This is a genomic window from Orrella marina (assembly GCF_003058465.1).
Lineage (GTDB): Bacteria > Pseudomonadota > Gammaproteobacteria > Burkholderiales > Burkholderiaceae_B > Algicoccus > Algicoccus marinus.
Map to the genome: position 1 here is coordinate 403,498 of NZ_CP028901.1, position 14,194 is coordinate 417,691.

Genomic DNA, 14,194 nt, shown 5'->3' on the forward strand with positions numbered 1-14,194 from the left:
CTAGGTAAATTTGAGTCCGGCTGCAAGGTCGACCACCCGCTGTAATCCGAGCCAGATCGTTTTGACGCTAGGCTCACCATCACCCTTGCGACCCAGAAATCCACCGAGCACGGCAATCAGGCGGATCACTTCATTGAGTTTAGGGGGTGACTTGGGCACTTTCTTACGGTTGAGGATGTATGCGGCCTGCCATTCGTCCTTTTCAAACAGGAGGGCGGCATCCAGATTTGGACAGGTTCTGTCCAGACGCATCAGTCGCGCAATGCGCCAGGCCACCACCATGAACAAGGCCAGTGCTCGTTCCAGTCTATCAACTCAATGGCTGACTCGAGCGTTTGCGCTTCGCGGTTGGTGAGTAATCGCCACTCGACTGGCTTGGCACCTTTGGGTGCCTCTTCTTCCCGTGCCACCAGGCAACTGACCTCGATCTCACCGCCCTTGCCATCGGGAATCATCAGGCGTCGCACCCAGATGCGTTGCCGGACTTCACGCGCCTTCTGGCCCTGGCGCGAGGGCATCGTAAAGTAGATGCCTCCCAGGGGATCGTCCTCGGTCACTGCCAACGACAGATTGCCACCATCCCGTAATGCCCGGTTGTGCTGTGAGCGGATCCCTCCAGTCAGCCGGATGGCCCAGATCCCGGGCCAGCGCCATCAGTGCTGCGATGTCAGTCTCGCGATCAGCCACACACACCAGTCGTGTCTCGGGCAGAGTGGCTGCTAACGCTGCAACACGGCTGTAACCAGCGCTGCAGCGCGTACTCTCTGTGACACCTGCTCGTTGGCCACTGTCGTCTCGGGGCTCCCGGCCCCACATCCAGGCATCAAGTACACCCTCCGCACATTACGCTGGATTGAGATTGAGGGCATTGCCGAACTTTTTGGCCCGGCATCGCAAGCGCCGCCTGCTACCCTCCTCGATTGAAGAGGGCGGGGACGAGGGCAAGTACAAGTACAAGTACAAGTACAAGCTCGTTGATGAACTGCTGAACGTTCATGTCAACGGCATGCAGATGCAATGCTATGTTGAGTTCGAAGCAACAACCCGATTTGCCCGTTCCTAACAGTCATGGATCTTGCATCCACCCGAGAGGATGAAAGAGACTTCAAGGTGGAAGGCGCGCAGGTCAAGATCGTGAAACATTATGGTGGTTCGACACCGAGCCTAACATGATCAGCCGGACTGAGTCGTCCCCCGGATTGCTTCCCTAGTTTATTGTTAGATTAACTCGTTCACGTATAGAGTGATTTCTATTTGACTAGAAGGCTATTGAATCTTCAGGATTTTTCTTATGGCCAAGCCTGCTGCACCGTTCAATCTGTTCTTGCTCGATCGGGAAACATTGCAGGGCTAGCTGCGTAAAAGCACACTGGATCAGCGGCTGGCTCAGCGCGCAAAGATTTTGCTGGAGCTCGATGCAGGGATGACCCCGCGAGCAATCAGCGAGAAGCTCGATGTCACGGCCCCAGTGGTCTTCAAGTGGCGCAAGCGTTACCTGGAGCAAGGCATTGAGGGGCTGAACGATCTGGCCTGCCCGGGTCAACCCCGCAAACTCAGTGAGAAGAAGGTTCAGGAGATCCTGGACAAGACCTGCATCAGGTACCGAAAGAAGCCACCTACTGGAGCCTGCGCCTGATGTCCAAGTACACGGACACCACGGTGTGGCAAGTCAGGGCACCTCGATTAACGGCTGATTTTCATGAACCTGACGAAGTCAGCACGACACCTGGCTGTCATCGGCAGCATTTTTCCTGATTCCGTGAGCGATTTGCTCACTTTTTGACCGGATTTTGCTTCGAATCGCCCCGGATTTCGGCGATTCGGCCCATTTTGGGCGTCAGAAGGCCTTAATGTCGTGCTTCTGGAAGTACACAAACCGCTTCAGGTTGTAGCAGGTGGCCACCATCGTCATGGCAAAGTCGGCTCTGGCCTGACCGATAGTGCGAATCATCTTGCCACCCATCTGCTCCATGGTCGCGAACACGTGCTCGACTCGTGCCCGGGTCTTGGCGATGCGATGGTTGCGACGCTGCTGGGCTTCGGACAACGGTTTGTTGGCCTGACCTTTGCGCTGGATCTGGTTGCGATAACCGTTCTCTTTGAGCCATTGATCTCTGGCTTTGGACGGATAGCCTCGGTCAGCATAGACATCTGCACTGGTGTTCATCGGATCAATCACAGCGTTGAAATGGTCACTGTCACCCACACTGGCGGTGTCAGTCTCAAAGTTGCGGATCACTTTGTACTTGTTGTCGACATTGATAGAAAGCTTGTAGCCAAAGAAGCTCTTGCCGTGCTTCTTCGTCCAGCTGGCATCGGTGTCTTTCTGACGTCGCTTGGCAGGCTTGCAGTCTGCGGACATGGCACCTTGCTTGATCAGATCACGCTCGGCACTACGGTTGTGCTGCTTTGGAGTCGGAATGATCGTGGCATCAATGATCTGTCCAGAGCGGGCGATGAAGCCTTTCGCCCAGAGCTGGCTGTCAACCCCATCGAACAGCGCCTTGGCACCTGCTTCACCAATGCGGTTCTCAAATGTCCAGATGGTCGTGCGATCGGGAATGGTTCGGGAGTCGGTCAGGCCACAGAACCGCTTGTAGCTCATGCGATCCAGCAGTTGATACTCCATTGCCTCATCCGACAGGTTGTTCAGGCGCTTGAGCACCAGGATCCTGACCATGGTTTCAGTCGGATAGGCAGGACGCCCGCCTTTAAGTGAGGCCACCCGCGGTGCCACCTTGTCAACCTTGGCTGCCAGGGCAGCAAAGTCGATATGCTTCTCGATTTCGGCCAGTGGATCACCGAGCGTATCGATCTTGTTCTTGTGTTCCTGGTCAGCGAAGAGGTCGGGCTTGATGGCGCTACGGTGCATGGCAATTCAATCAAAATGTAGTGATAGCTACATTTTGCCAAGATCTAAACCAATAGGCCTGCGAAAGTCAGAGGTTTATCGAGGTGCCCAAGTCAGCCAGGTCTGGAAAGCCGCAGGCTTGAAACCCCATCTAACCCAGACGTTCAAGATCAGCAACGATCCGAACTTTGCCGAGAAAGTGGTCGACATTGTCGGGCTTTACATGAATCCACCCTACAATGCCATGGCGCTCTCCATCGATGAGAAAACGCAGATCCAGGCACTGGACAGAACCCAGCCCCAGTTGCCACAGTTAACTCCTCGTCCCGATCAGGTCGAGCGCCGCACGCATGATGACAAGCGCGATGGCACCGCCAGTCTGTATGCCGCCTTTGACGTGGCCTCAGGCAAGGTTATCGGTCGGGTGACCGAGCGCCATCGCGCGCAACACACCAAAAGAACTGGACCTGCACCTGATCCTGGACAATAGCTCAACGCACAAGACAGCTGATGTGAAGGCCTGGCTGGAAAAACACCCTCGTAGCGAGCTTTCGCCTCGTCAGAGATTTCTGGCTCGTGTGGACGGTGGTAGATGTCTTTCAAGCCGGCGCTTGCACCGGCAGCCAGTGCCTTGTCAATGCACTTGTAAATCATGGCTCGACCCACATCGATTTGGCGCGCTCAACCTCGCGAATCGGAGCGGATCGAGAGCCCGCAAGTTGCGTGAGCATTGTGCGCCGCTCTGCTGTCAGCATCAGAGCGGCGCGACTGGTTTTTCTGTCCATGATCCGTTTGTTGCGAAGTGGAAAATAGCAGCGCCATGAGAAACGTCGATTCAGACTCAATCTCTCAAACGGGATGCATTGCTCATCAACTAATCTCTCCTACGATTCCCGGATCACGTTAATCACCGGGCTCGTACTGATGCATCAGAGACGCCCCAGACTCACACCAATGAAATAGCGGTCATGGGACGCTGCCAATCCCCCTTTTACAGCAACGTCGCTTCTTCGGGATCGCTGGCGGCGGGACGTGGGTGGGAGCTTAATCAAGTGTAAATCCTTGATTTTTTGACGCTTCAGCGACTGCTGTTTCCAGCTTCGCAATGTTCTCGGCGTGAATCTCGTAAAGAATCTGGCCTTCGTGAACCATCTCGCCGACTGTGGCATGTATGGATAGACCAGCAAACACGTCTACTGGTGCTCCCGCATCACGTGCAATCCTTGCTATCGTCTGACAATTGATGGCCGTCACTTTGCCACATCTTGTTGAGCGGATAGTTCGACGATACGTTGCCTGCTTAATAACCTGCGAGTGCTCACCCTGCATGTGAATAATCTGTTGCATCTTCTTCATCGCTCTACCGGAGGCCAGAATGTCCGTTGCAATCTGGTACCCCTTTTCAAAGTCATTGACCTTGGGATCGAATGCTATGACTTGTCCAGCAAAAAACAGAGCTTTTTCTCGTAGATCTGTGGGTGCATCGGGCTCGTTCGCAAGCACCTTCATCACATCCCGTGCCTCGAGCGCCGGGCCGATTCCTCGCCCGATCGGTACGTTGCCAGGTGTAGCGAATGCTTTAACGCTCATGCCCAGTGAGGCGCCAACCGTCTCAAACAGCTCGACCAGTTCTAACGCCTCATAGAGGTCGTGGGCTTTGGCCGCGGGGCCGTATGGAATGTCGACCAGAACATGGGTGGAACCGGCTGTGTACTTTTTTGAAAGAATCGAAGCGACTGCCCATTTGCGTGTGTCGAGGTCGTAGGGAAGCGTGATAGCATTCATGGCCGTGTCGAGTATCGAATGGTTGACCTTTCCACTCCAGGCAATGCATCCTCTGGCTCTCAGGACAGTGTCATGAATCTGCTGCTGGGAAAGCTCAACATTTGCCAGTACAGCCATGGCATCAGCGGTACCCGCAGCAGACGTAATGGCCCGTGTTGATGTTTTAGGGATCAGCAGACCGTGGGCTGCGACGATCGGTACCACTATCATGGTCACACGATTGCCGGGTGTGCCACCAAGCGAGTGCTTATCGACGACCATCTTGTCGGGCCATGTCATTCGGGGCGCAAACTCGCTGCGAATTCGGGCGATATCCTGTAACTCCTCGTCGCTGATACGCTTGCAGTACTCGATGAGAAAGGCTTCGAGGTCGCCTTGCGGAGCGCGGCCTGTATTGATAATGTCAAATGCTTTTCGTATGTCTTCGGACGACAGGCAAAGGCCTGAAATTTTCCTGTGCAAAGGAGCCATGACAGGGTCGGTTACACCCGTCATGATGCGGATAAGGCTCAGGAATCGGCTGATCCCGATCTCGAGCGTCAGATCATTCTGAACAGTTTGCACATCCAGGCCCATGGCAAACGGCTCGGTCGCCCGTGAGAGCCGTTCACGGATCTCCTCTTCGGTTTCGCGACCCCGACTCACAAGGCGTCTGGCCAGGATCTCGACAGGTGCTGTGATCTCGATGACAACTAGTTTGGGGACTTTCTGAGTGAGTTCTGCGGCAACGGCTCTGGATCCGTTCGCAATGACATGTTTGCCCGCTTGTTGAGCCACCAGGAGTGCTTTGGGAAGTCCGTAGTGCAGATCATGTGCCTTCCAGGTCAGCAGAAAGTCTCCTGCTGCTTCACGAGCCAGGAATGCTTCTGTTGTGCTGCTTTCGTAGACTTCCCCGGGCAGGCCAGGTGTGCGCGTAATAACACGTGTGGCACAGACGAATTGTCTGGATGATAGTTGCTCACGCGCCGCGTCAATCAGACTGTCTTTACCGGCTCCACTCGGTCCCACAACACAAAAGAAATACCCTGGTTCCTGACTTGAAGGTTGCTGAGCAGGTTTGCTTTCTGTTGAATCTCCCTGGTGGCGGTGAGCCTGGTCTGGGTAGTCTGGGTGGGTCTGCTGCGATTCTTGCATTCGGTCTGCTCAGATTATGCGACTCATTCAGTGCTTCATTCATCCAGTCCGATATCGACAGGAGGTGCGGCCTGAGTGATCTTGCTGGTCGAAATATAGTCTACGCCAGTCATGGCGACGTCCCGGATCGTCTTGATATTGATGCCGCCTGACGCTTCGACCTTGGCAGCGCCGTTGATCAGCTTGACTGCTCTACGCATTTCGTCGATTGCCATGTTGTCCAGCATGATGACATCGGCGCCTGCCTGAAGTGCTTCCTCCACTTGCTCAAGGCGATCACATTCAACTTCAATCCGGGTCAGGACTGGCAGGCCATTTCGTGCTCGTTCCACTGCTTTGAAAATACTGCCACAAATTGCGATGTGGTTGTCCTTGATCATGACACCGTTGTCCAGGCCGAGGCGATGGTTCAGTCCGCCGCCACAGGTCACGGCGTGTTTTTCGAGCATGCGCAGTCCGGGTGTGGTTTTGCGGGTGTCGATGAGCCTTGCGCGGGTCCCTTCGATCTCCTTGCAGTAGCGGGCGGTCTCGGTCGCAATGGCGCTCATGCGCTGGAGGATGTTCAGGGCAGGGCGCTCGGCCGTTACGATGCTTCTCGCACATCCGGAAACGGTCATCAGCTTGTTACCCTTGCTGACAGCTTGCCCATCCGAGACCAGTACATTGACCGTCAAACCGGGATCGTAGCGCTTGAGCACCCGGGCAGCGACCTCGATTCCAGCGATGATCATCGGCTCTCTGGCTACCATCCGGAACTTGCTGGTGGCGTCTGCATCGAGCATTAACTGAGCCGTAAGATCACAGGAACCAATATCCTCCTGAAGCCAGAGCTCAATCAGGCGGTCGGTTTGAAACAGGTCATACATGATCGGGTTTCCTCCCTTTGGGCGCGATGTCGGCACCCTTGTTGTCAGTTATGTTTTGTTGTGATCAGGTTTAGTATTTGCCATTGCCTGAACAGTACTGCCAGAATGACTAGGCTTGCAACAATACTGATCCATCCGGTGGTCATCATGGTAGCGGCGGTCGAAACTGTCAGGAGTAGCCTTGCGGGCAGTTTCAGAGGTCCAAGCAGGTAACCTTCTGTTACGCCCGCGAGGGCCCAGCAAGCCACAAGCGTCGTAAGGAACACAACTGAGATGTCAATCAGGGATCCTTGCAGGAGGAGCTCTGGCGTCATCAGAAAAACCAGTGGAATGATGAAGGCAACAATGCCCATTCGACAGGCGATGATCCCGATTGACATGGGATTGGCTCCGGAAATAGACGCCGCTGCAAATGCGGCGACTGCAACCGGCGGTGTGATGGCGGACATCGCCGCAAAATACACAATGAAAAGATGGGCCGCCAGAACATCAGATCCCAGTGCCACCAGTGCTGGTGCGGCCAGCACTGCCGCGAGCGCATACACAGCCGGAACCGGCATGCCCATTCCCAGTACGATCACCACCAGCATCGCTGTGATGACTGTGAGGAGGTAGCTGCCACTGGCCATCGCAAACATGACAGAACTGATCTTACCGGTGAGATCGGTGATCGACAGTGTGCCAATCACCAGTCCAGCCACTGCACAGGCAACCCCGACCAGAATCATTCGCTGTACGCCTTCAATCAGACCTGCAGTCAGTTTGCGGGGGATCTCCTGAGCGCGCGGTGTTGGCTTGAACATCACCGGCAGAATCGCCAGGCAGGCCAGTGCGCCGGCAAAGGCGGGTCGGTTCAGGTTTAACACCGCCCAGGCAATGGTCAGCAGTGGAATGAAGTAAAGCCAGTTGGCGCGCAGGACTTCCCAGAATCGGGGCAATGCCAGCGAGGCAGGGGCGTTCAGTTGATGACGGTGGGCGTAGTTGTGCACTGTCATGTAAACGCAGAAATAGTAGAAAAAGGCAGGAATGATGGCGGCAGTCACGATCTCGCTGTATGCAATCCCGGTGAAATCACTCATCAGGAAGGCTGCGGACCCCATCACGGGGGGCAGCACCGAGCCGCCCGATGATGCAGCAGCCTCGATTGCAGATGCACGCACCCGGGAGAATCCTGTCTTGATCATCAGCGGAATGGTAAAAGACCCCGTGGTCACCACGTCCGCTGTGGGCGAGCCTGAGACCGAGCCATACAGTGCCGAAGACAGGACAGCCACCTTGGCTGTGCCGCCAGTCTGGCGACCGACCAGACTCTGCGCAAGCTGATAGAAAAACTCACCTCCGCCAAACCGGTCAAACAGGGATCCAAACATCACGAACACGAACACCAGCAGTGCGGCGACTTCGAGTGCTGGACCGAATAGCCCCTCAGGTGTGTAAACGAGATGTTCGACAATCTCGGAGAGAGAAAGACTTCGGTGGTAAAACGGTCCGTCGAGTCGGTCACCGAGAAAGCCGTAGACGAGAAATCCTGCGACCAGCGTGACAAGCGTCATGCCAATACATCGCCGCGTTGCCTCAAGCACAAGGAGAACCAGCACGACTGCAACGGTAATGTCCAGATCTGTCAGAGGATCGAGCACGGGAAGTCGTTCGGCCAGACGTCCCTGCTCCAGGATCAGGTAGCCACAGCAAAGCGCGGAGAACCCTGCACCTGCTATCCCGAATACGCTTAACCGCGTCGGACGCAGCGGATTGCCGGTGCGGTGCAGGAAAGCCAGCACCAGAATGCCCCCCAGGAACAGGTATAGCGACATGACCGGATCGATGTACTTGCCCGCGGCAATCAGTAAAAAAAGAACCGCCATGCCAAGACTGATCGCCTGGCTAATGCTGCTGGTGACTGGGTCGAGCTGTCTGGGTTGGCCAGGTGCAAAAAGCTTCAGAAGACGAATCACATCCTTATCCGGTCAGATGCATTCGGCAAGGTGGCGCGGGACATGTTCGCAGTGCGTGTTGTCACTTGAGCAAACCTGCTGCTTCATACGCCGCTTTCGCGCCTGGGTGCAGGGCAATCGGTGCCGTCTCGGTTAGCGCCCTGGGTGTCAGCCGGGACAGCGTCGCGTGTGCTGTTTGCAGAAAATCAAAGTTTGCCAGCATCGCGCGCACGATATCACCCGCTTCCTGGTCTGACATCTCTGTTGACGCGATCACAATGACACTGCCGCGGATGGTCTCGATGGCGTCAGGTTCGAAATCATAGGTGTTAGCAGGAATCGTGATGCTTTGTGTTCCAAGTTCCTCATTGAGCTTTACGATGGTCGCCTGGTCGAGCCCGAGCATCCGGAACTCGGTGTCTCTGGCTGCATTGTTGATATGGCTGGATGGAAACGCAAGCATGTTGATAATCAGGTCGGTCTGGCCGTTCTTGACTTGTTCGAGTCCGGTGCTGTAGGAGCCATAGGTGACACGTCCGCCCCAGGTTTCAATGTCCTGGACCGAAATGCCGTATGCTTGGAGAACCGCCTCACCGGTAATGGCCATCAGCGTCCCTTTCTGGTTAAGGGAGACCCGTACGGGCATCTTGTTGGCTTTGATCTGTTCGAGGCTGGTGATGCCGGAGCGTCGCGTAGCCAGAATTTGTACCGCTGCCTGTGGGTCGATCATCGCAATGGCCCGAATATCTCCAAGTGGCTTGGGAAATGGATCGAGACCCTTTTGTGCTCTAAGTGCCATTTGAGCGTGCGCAATGCCGAGTTGAACCTTGCCGGTCGAGGTCAGCAAGAGGTTGCCCGCCTCACGCCCAGGCTCATAGGTGAAGGCAGATCCGGGTATGCCGTCTTGATGGTCTCGCCAATCGCCGTGCCGATCGCGCTCCAGGCGCCGCCGACCGATCCGCCTGCCAGCGTGATTTTATAGGTGCTGTCAGCATTTGCGACTGACAAGGGGCTGACCGTAATGGCCAGGGTGGCTGATAGCAAGGTCGCAAAACGTCTGAAATTCATAATGGGTATCACTCCCTGGCATTCAGGATGCCTGGCTTTAAAAAACTGGTTGTACAGGAACTGGCCCAAAGTCAGGGTCAGGCCCGGCGTATGGATGAGCATCCTGACCGTTCAGAACGCCGTGCCTGATGCCAGTTAGGCTTCTGTGTATCGAGCATCTGCCCGTTTTTGTTTGGGTGCGAGCGTCTCAGGCGGTACACTGACAGGTCTCAGGTGCAAAACAGAAAGCGGGTCTTTCAAGCTAAGAAACCGTTTCGCTTGTATGTTCTCACCTGACCGGATTCAGTTCTGACAGTCGCTTTCATTGTCTGAAATAAATGCTGAATACACGTAAAGCCGGAAAGCAAAGGCTAGGATTAAAAATGTAGCAATCACTACATTTTTAATCCTAGCCTTTTTTTTTGCTTTGCACAACTCGTTTCTTGTGCTCCCAGGATCGTCAGGCTCCATTCGCCCGAATCAAACCTCGGCCAGCCTCTGGTCCAAGGCTGCGTCTGGAATCGTTCACGACTGGCGCCGACTCTGTTGCACGGCTTCCTGCAGGAGCGGTTGCCAGATGATCTCGAGTTCCTGGTTCATGGATCGTGCAAGCCCATCGAGATCGGGCCACAGCGATGCATGGGTGATGTTCATACGATAGAGCTCGCGAATTGATTCCTGCCGCATTTCCTGTTTGAGAATCAGCTGAACCAGCAGGCTGTCCTGTGCTTCGGCTACACGAGTCGGGTTGTTTCGCTGATTGATGTCATGAGAGGCTTGATACCCCTGCAGCAGGTGTTCGATCGACAAATGGAGTTGGCCAGGAATCACGAACAGCCCGGATTGCGCCACCAGTCGGCTATCCATTTCATCCGGTTCGCCAAACCAGATGAGCGGGTACTCATTGCTCAGAAAATACTTTTCCAGATTGTCATTTGCACGCGGATTGATCTTGGTGCGGTTTAGCTCTGGCATGCCTGGCGGACTGAGGTACCAGAGGGCCGGGGTATTGAGACCATAGACGGCCGCATCGCTATTGGCTGAGTGGAGTGCGAAGAAAGCTGCCACAAACGGTGATTTCGTGAAGTCCAGCAGTCGGGTCGCCGCACCGTGGTGTTGCATCATCGCCAGACAGCGCAAGGTGTTGTAGAGAATGCTGTGATCGCTGATGTGAACATGGGCCTTGCGTTTGAAGACCCGGATCGCACGTTTTTCACGGATAGACCAATCGTCGGCAGGACTGCCCAGCAGCATCAGTCGACGCGAGAGGGAACTGTAGAGCGGCAATCCTGATTTTGATTGACCTCGAAACGCCCATTGGTCGAGTTTGGATGTTTCCTCCAGGAACTGCCGCCAGCTGAATACTTCGATGGTTTTCATGACCGGTTCGGTTTGCTTGTTTTCAACGTACTGCCTGCGTCAAGACATTGCTTTGAACTTCAGGTTCGCAAGGGCAGAATGATACGAGATCTGGCATGAAACGGCTTCAGTCCTGATCTGGTACACGTAGCAGTCCCATCATGTGCAAGGTCTGCGTCGTCTCAAAGAGTGGCAGGCCGACAATGCCGGTATAGCTGCCTTCGATCCGGCTCACAAATCCCGCTGCGCTGCCTTGAATGCCATAGGCACCCGCTTTGCCATGCGCCTCACCGCTTGCGACATACGCCCGGATCTGCATCTCACTAAGCTCGGTAAAGGTCACTCTCGAGTGTGACAAGGCGTGCCTTGATTGTCCTTTCCAGAACACCGTTACCGCACTGAACACATCGTGCGTCTGTCCACTGAGTCTGTGCAGGATCTCACGGGCATCCTTGTCGTCTTGCGGTTTGCCCAGAATAGTCTGGTCAATCGCAACAGTCGTGTCACCACTCAAGATAGGCATATCTTCGAGCATAGGCATGTTCTTTGCAACGTGTTCCTGTGCCCGCAGGTTCTTGTCTGCGCTGGTGCGCATCACGTAGTCAATCACAGGTTCGTCTGTCAGTCGGGGTTCGTCGTCAGCCTGCTGAGGCAGGATGAGCCGGTCGACCGGAATGTGCAACTGGCGCAACAGATCCAGCCGGCGAGGGCTGGCAGAGGCCAGAAGCAATTGCGGGGCGTTCAGAATCCACATGGTCACTCCCTGTGATATGGATGATTGGTGGCAATGGAGGCAACCCGATAGATCTGTTCGATCAAGAGCACTTTCACCATGGCATGCGGTAGCGTCATGGCGGAGAGTTGAACCTTGACATCACACGACTGCTTGAACGTGGCGTCGAGTCCGTCCGGCCCTCCGATGATGAATGCGATTTCGGGAGCCTGCAACTGAAAGCGTTCTACCAGATCGTGCAATGCCTGTGTGGTTAGCGCCTTGCCGTGCTCGTCGAGTGCTACTTTGATGCAGTTGCGACCCTTGAGGGCAGCCCCGAGTCGTTCGGCTTCGAGAGCCATGTTTTGCTGTGCCGTCTTGCCGAGCTGCCGAGGTGCCGGTTTGACCTCCCGAAGCTCCAGGTTCCATTCCGACGGCAGGCGCTTGGTGTAGGTCTGCCAGGCCAGTCTGACCCACTCCGGGGTTTTCTGACTGACTGCAAGCACCAGAATCTTCATTTGACCGTGGACTTCACCTTCCTGGCACGCGTGGAAGTCGTACTGGCTGAGGTGCTTGCTTTGGTGCTTGTGGCGCTCGCTTTGGTTGCGGTGGCGGCAGTCGCTTTGGGGGCATCGGCTCCGAGCTTCATACGCACAGGCCTGGCACCCCAGATCTCCTCGAGGTTGTAATACTCACGGATAACCGGTTGCATGATGTGAACAACGATATCGCCAAGGTCCACCAGGACCCATTCGCCGGTGTCATCGCCTTCTCGTGCGATGACCTTGACGCCGAGCTCACGCGCCTTGTCTTCCACACTGGATGCGAGCGCGCGCGTTTGCCGGTTGGACGTACCTGATGCGATGACGACTCTGTCAAACAGACTCGTCTGCTCGGTCGTGTTGAAGACCTTGATGTTCTGTGCCTTGACATCTTCAAGTGCGTCAACAACAGCACGTTGCAGTTTGCGAATATCCATGTATTGAGATTACTCCTGGCCTGATTTCTCGTAAAGCTTGTGTTGTTTGATGTAGTGCGCCACAGCAGGATCGACCAGCTCGTCGAATGACTCGCCACTGGCAATGCGTTGTCGCAAGTCATTGGCTGATACGTCCATGGGCTCGAAAGGCAGGAATTCCACACAGGCCCGTCCTTGCTCGATTTGCTGTGCAAGGGGTGCGGGGATCTCGGGGCTGACTCCGGGTCGGGCAGCAACCAGCAAGGTCACTCGCTGGGCAACATCGCTCCAGCGATGCCAGCTGCAAAAGTTGGCCAGTTGATCGGAGCCTAGAATCCAGTAGTACGTGTGTTTCGGGCTCAGATTCTCAAGGGTGTCGATGGTGTAGGTCGCCCCTGAGCGTTCAAGCTCCATCCGGTTCATGCTCAGAGCCGCGATGCCATTGATCGCGATCTCGATCATCTCGGCCCGCTGCTGCGGGGTCGCATGCAGGGAAGGCTTTTGCCAGGGTTGCCCGGCGGGTATGAGCTGAACCTCGTCAAGGTGGCGATTGTGAAGGGCTGCCAGCGCGAGCGCAATGTGAGCCTTGTGAATCGGATCGAAACTGCCTCCTAGCAGACCAATACGCATTAAAACCAGTCCCTGGGTTTGAGATAATCGTAAAGTTTTGCTTCGGGACTGCCCGGCTCGGCGTGCCAGTCATAGCGCCAGTTGGCAACCGGCGGCATGGATAGCAGGATCGACTCCGTGCGACCACCGGATTGAAGTCCGAACAGGGTGCCCCGGTCAAAAACCAGATTGAATTCCACATAGCGTCCGCGGCGGTACAGTTGAAACTCGCGCTCACGCTCACCATATGGAAAGTCCCGTCGTTTTACCACGATGGGCAGGTAGGCGTGAAGAAATGCATCGCCGACCGAGCGCGTGATGGCAAACGATTTCTCGAATCCGGGCTCATTCAAGTCGTCAAAGAACACACCGCCCACACCACGGGTCTCGTCCCGGTGCTTCAGATAGAAATACTCGTCGCACCAGCGCTTGTAGGCTGGATAGAGTATCGGGTCGTGGGCATCGAGCGCCTCTTTGCAGCTCCGGTGAAAGTGCTGAACATCTTCTTCAAACACATAGTAGGGCGTGAGATCCATGCCGCCACCAAACCAGAAGATGTCGCGGTCAGTCGTGCCTGGCGCAGCGTATGCAACGAACATCCGAACGTTCATGTGCGTGGTTGGCACGAAAGGGTTTTCGGGGTGCAGCACCATGGAAACGCCCATGGCTTCCCATCGCCGCCCGGCAACCATGGGACGGTGAGCCGTGGCCGATGCCGGCAGCTGATCCCCCATCACATGACTGAACAGTACCCCCGCGCGCTCAAAAAGCGTTGCATTTTCTGTGAGTCTTGATATGCCACCACCGCCCTCGGGGCGTATCCACTGATCAGTCCGGAAGGCGGAACCGTCAGCCGCTTCCAGGGCAGACACGATACGGTTTTGCAATCCCAGAAAATACTGGTGCACGGCTGGCACATCGACTTTCATGTCGGGCGTT

14 protein-coding genes and 3 pseudogenes are annotated in these 14,194 nt (G+C 55.5%); 3 read left to right on the forward strand and 14 right to left on the reverse strand.

What is annotated here, in order from left to right; translation table 11 throughout:
- Positions 1 to 834: pseudogene (locus DBV39_RS19775) on the reverse strand (IS4 family transposase); the annotation flags it as partial.
- Positions 835 to 868: 34 nt separating this feature from the next.
- Between DBV39_RS19775 and DBV39_RS01750 the strand changes: the two are divergent.
- Together DBV39_RS01750 and DBV39_RS20520 are read left to right on the forward strand one after the other, a co-directional pair.
- Complete coding sequence (locus tag DBV39_RS01750) at positions 869 to 1,063, forward strand: hypothetical protein (protein WP_108620083.1); 195 nt, start codon at positions 869 to 871, stop codon at positions 1,061 to 1,063.
- Between the two features lie 360 nt (positions 1,064 to 1,423).
- On the forward strand, positions 1,424 to 1,636 hold the full coding sequence (locus DBV39_RS20520) for a helix-turn-helix domain-containing protein (protein ID WP_159078730.1): 213 nt from the start codon (positions 1,424 to 1,426) through the stop codon (positions 1,634 to 1,636).
- 201 nt (positions 1,637 to 1,837) lie between these two features.
- Here DBV39_RS20520 and DBV39_RS01760 read toward each other — a convergent pair whose 3' ends face one another.
- On the reverse strand, positions 1,838 to 2,872 hold the full coding sequence (locus tag DBV39_RS01760; protein WP_108620085.1) for an IS5 family transposase: 1,035 nt from the start codon (positions 2,870 to 2,872) through the stop codon (positions 1,838 to 1,840).
- A gap of 88 nt (positions 2,873 to 2,960) precedes the next feature.
- On the opposite strand from DBV39_RS01760, the pseudogene DBV39_RS01765 reads away from it, so the two are divergent.
- Positions 2,961 to 3,390 (forward strand): annotated as a pseudogene (locus tag DBV39_RS01765) (IS630 family transposase); the annotation flags it as partial.
- Positions 3,391 to 3,397: 7 nt separating this feature from the next.
- Here the strand turns inward: DBV39_RS01765 and DBV39_RS19785 are convergent.
- From DBV39_RS19785 to hemF, 12 genes and pseudogenes are all read right to left on the reverse strand, one after another.
- Positions 3,398 to 3,636 (reverse strand): annotated as a pseudogene (locus DBV39_RS19785) (IS630-like element ISCARN21 family transposase); the annotation flags it as partial.
- A gap of 259 nt (positions 3,637 to 3,895) precedes the next feature.
- The gene (gene phnN / locus DBV39_RS01770) at positions 3,896 to 5,770 is read right to left on the reverse strand and encodes a phosphonate metabolism protein/1,5-bisphosphokinase (PRPP-forming) PhnN (RefSeq protein WP_108620086.1); all 1,875 of its coding nucleotides are present in this window, start codon (positions 5,768 to 5,770) and stop codon (positions 3,896 to 3,898) included.
- Positions 5,771 to 5,805: 35 nt separating this feature from the next.
- The gene (gene nadC / locus DBV39_RS01775; RefSeq protein WP_108620087.1) at positions 5,806 to 6,636 is read right to left on the reverse strand and encodes a carboxylating nicotinate-nucleotide diphosphorylase; all 831 of its coding nucleotides are present in this window, start codon (positions 6,634 to 6,636) and stop codon (positions 5,806 to 5,808) included.
- 44 nt (positions 6,637 to 6,680) lie between these two features.
- A complete protein-coding gene (locus tag DBV39_RS01780) occupies positions 6,681 to 8,591 on the reverse strand; it encodes a TRAP transporter permease (RefSeq protein WP_108620088.1) in 1,911 nt (636 codons plus the stop codon).
- Between the two features lie 61 nt (positions 8,592 to 8,652).
- On the reverse strand, positions 8,653 to 9,417 hold the full coding sequence (locus tag DBV39_RS01785) for a TAXI family TRAP transporter solute-binding subunit (RefSeq protein ID WP_159078731.1): 765 nt from the start codon (positions 9,415 to 9,417) through the stop codon (positions 8,653 to 8,655).
- A complete protein-coding gene (locus DBV39_RS19360; protein WP_159078732.1) occupies positions 9,411 to 9,638 on the reverse strand; it encodes a hypothetical protein in 228 nt (75 codons plus the stop codon). Before DBV39_RS19360 ends, DBV39_RS01785 begins: the two co-directional genes overlap by 7 nt.
- A 504-nt stretch (positions 9,639 to 10,142) precedes the next feature.
- Positions 10,143 to 10,997 (reverse strand): FRG domain-containing protein, encoded by an 855-nt coding sequence (locus DBV39_RS01790; protein WP_108620090.1) that lies wholly within the window; start codon positions 10,995 to 10,997, stop codon positions 10,143 to 10,145.
- Positions 10,998 to 11,103: 106 nt separating this feature from the next.
- Positions 11,104 to 11,730, reverse strand: coding sequence for a Maf family protein (locus tag DBV39_RS01795; protein WP_108620091.1), 627 nt, complete (start codon positions 11,728 to 11,730; stop codon positions 11,104 to 11,106).
- Positions 11,731 to 11,732: 2 nt separating this feature from the next.
- A complete protein-coding gene (gene rlmH / locus DBV39_RS01800; protein ID WP_108620092.1) occupies positions 11,733 to 12,206 on the reverse strand; it encodes a 23S rRNA (pseudouridine(1915)-N(3))-methyltransferase RlmH in 474 nt (157 codons plus the stop codon).
- A complete protein-coding gene (gene rsfS / locus DBV39_RS01805; RefSeq protein WP_108620093.1) occupies positions 12,203 to 12,667 on the reverse strand; it encodes a ribosome silencing factor in 465 nt (154 codons plus the stop codon). The genes rlmH and rsfS overlap by 4 nt, the downstream gene beginning before the upstream one ends.
- Positions 12,668 to 12,676: 9 nt before the next feature.
- Entirely contained in the window at positions 12,677 to 13,276 is a 600-nt protein-coding gene (gene nadD / locus DBV39_RS01810; protein WP_108620094.1) for a nicotinate-nucleotide adenylyltransferase, read from the reverse strand.
- Complete coding sequence (gene hemF / locus DBV39_RS01815) at positions 13,276 to 14,184, reverse strand: oxygen-dependent coproporphyrinogen oxidase (RefSeq protein WP_108620095.1); 909 nt, start codon at positions 14,182 to 14,184, stop codon at positions 13,276 to 13,278. Before hemF ends, nadD begins: the two co-directional genes overlap by 1 nt.
- Positions 14,185 to 14,194: the final 10 nt, after the last annotated feature.

Excerpts from the sequence above, each read along its gene's own strand:
- rsfS (WP_108620093.1), bottom strand. The coding sequence starts at position 12,667 with ATGGATATTCGCAAACTGCAACGTGCTGTTGTTGACGCACTTGAAGAT.
- DBV39_RS01760 (WP_108620085.1), bottom strand. The coding sequence starts at position 2,872 with ATGCACCGTAGCGCCATCAAGCCCGACCTCTTCGCTGACCAGGAACAC.
- DBV39_RS19360 (WP_159078732.1), bottom strand. The coding sequence starts at position 9,638 with ATGAATTTCAGACGTTTTGCGACCTTGCTATCAGCCACCCTGGCCATT.
- nadD (WP_108620094.1), bottom strand. The coding sequence starts at position 13,276 with ATGCGTATTGGTCTGCTAGGAGGCAGTTTCGATCCGATTCACAAGGCT.
- nadC (WP_108620087.1), bottom strand. The coding sequence starts at position 6,636 with ATGTATGACCTGTTTCAAACCGACCGCCTGATTGAGCTCTGGCTTCAG.
- hemF (WP_108620095.1), bottom strand. The coding sequence starts at position 14,184 with ATGAAAGTCGATGTGCCAGCCGTGCACCAGTATTTTCTGGGATTGCAA.
- DBV39_RS20520 (WP_159078730.1), top strand. The coding sequence starts at position 1,424 with ATGACCCCGCGAGCAATCAGCGAGAAGCTCGATGTCACGGCCCCAGTG.
- rlmH (WP_108620092.1), bottom strand. The coding sequence starts at position 12,206 with ATGAAGATTCTGGTGCTTGCAGTCAGTCAGAAAACCCCGGAGTGGGTC.
- phnN (WP_108620086.1), bottom strand. The coding sequence starts at position 5,770 with ATGCAAGAATCGCAGCAGACCCACCCAGACTACCCAGACCAGGCTCAC.
- DBV39_RS01790 (WP_108620090.1), bottom strand. The coding sequence starts at position 10,997 with ATGAAAACCATCGAAGTATTCAGCTGGCGGCAGTTCCTGGAGGAAACA.
- DBV39_RS01795 (WP_108620091.1), bottom strand. The coding sequence starts at position 11,730 with ATGTGGATTCTGAACGCCCCGCAATTGCTTCTGGCCTCTGCCAGCCCT.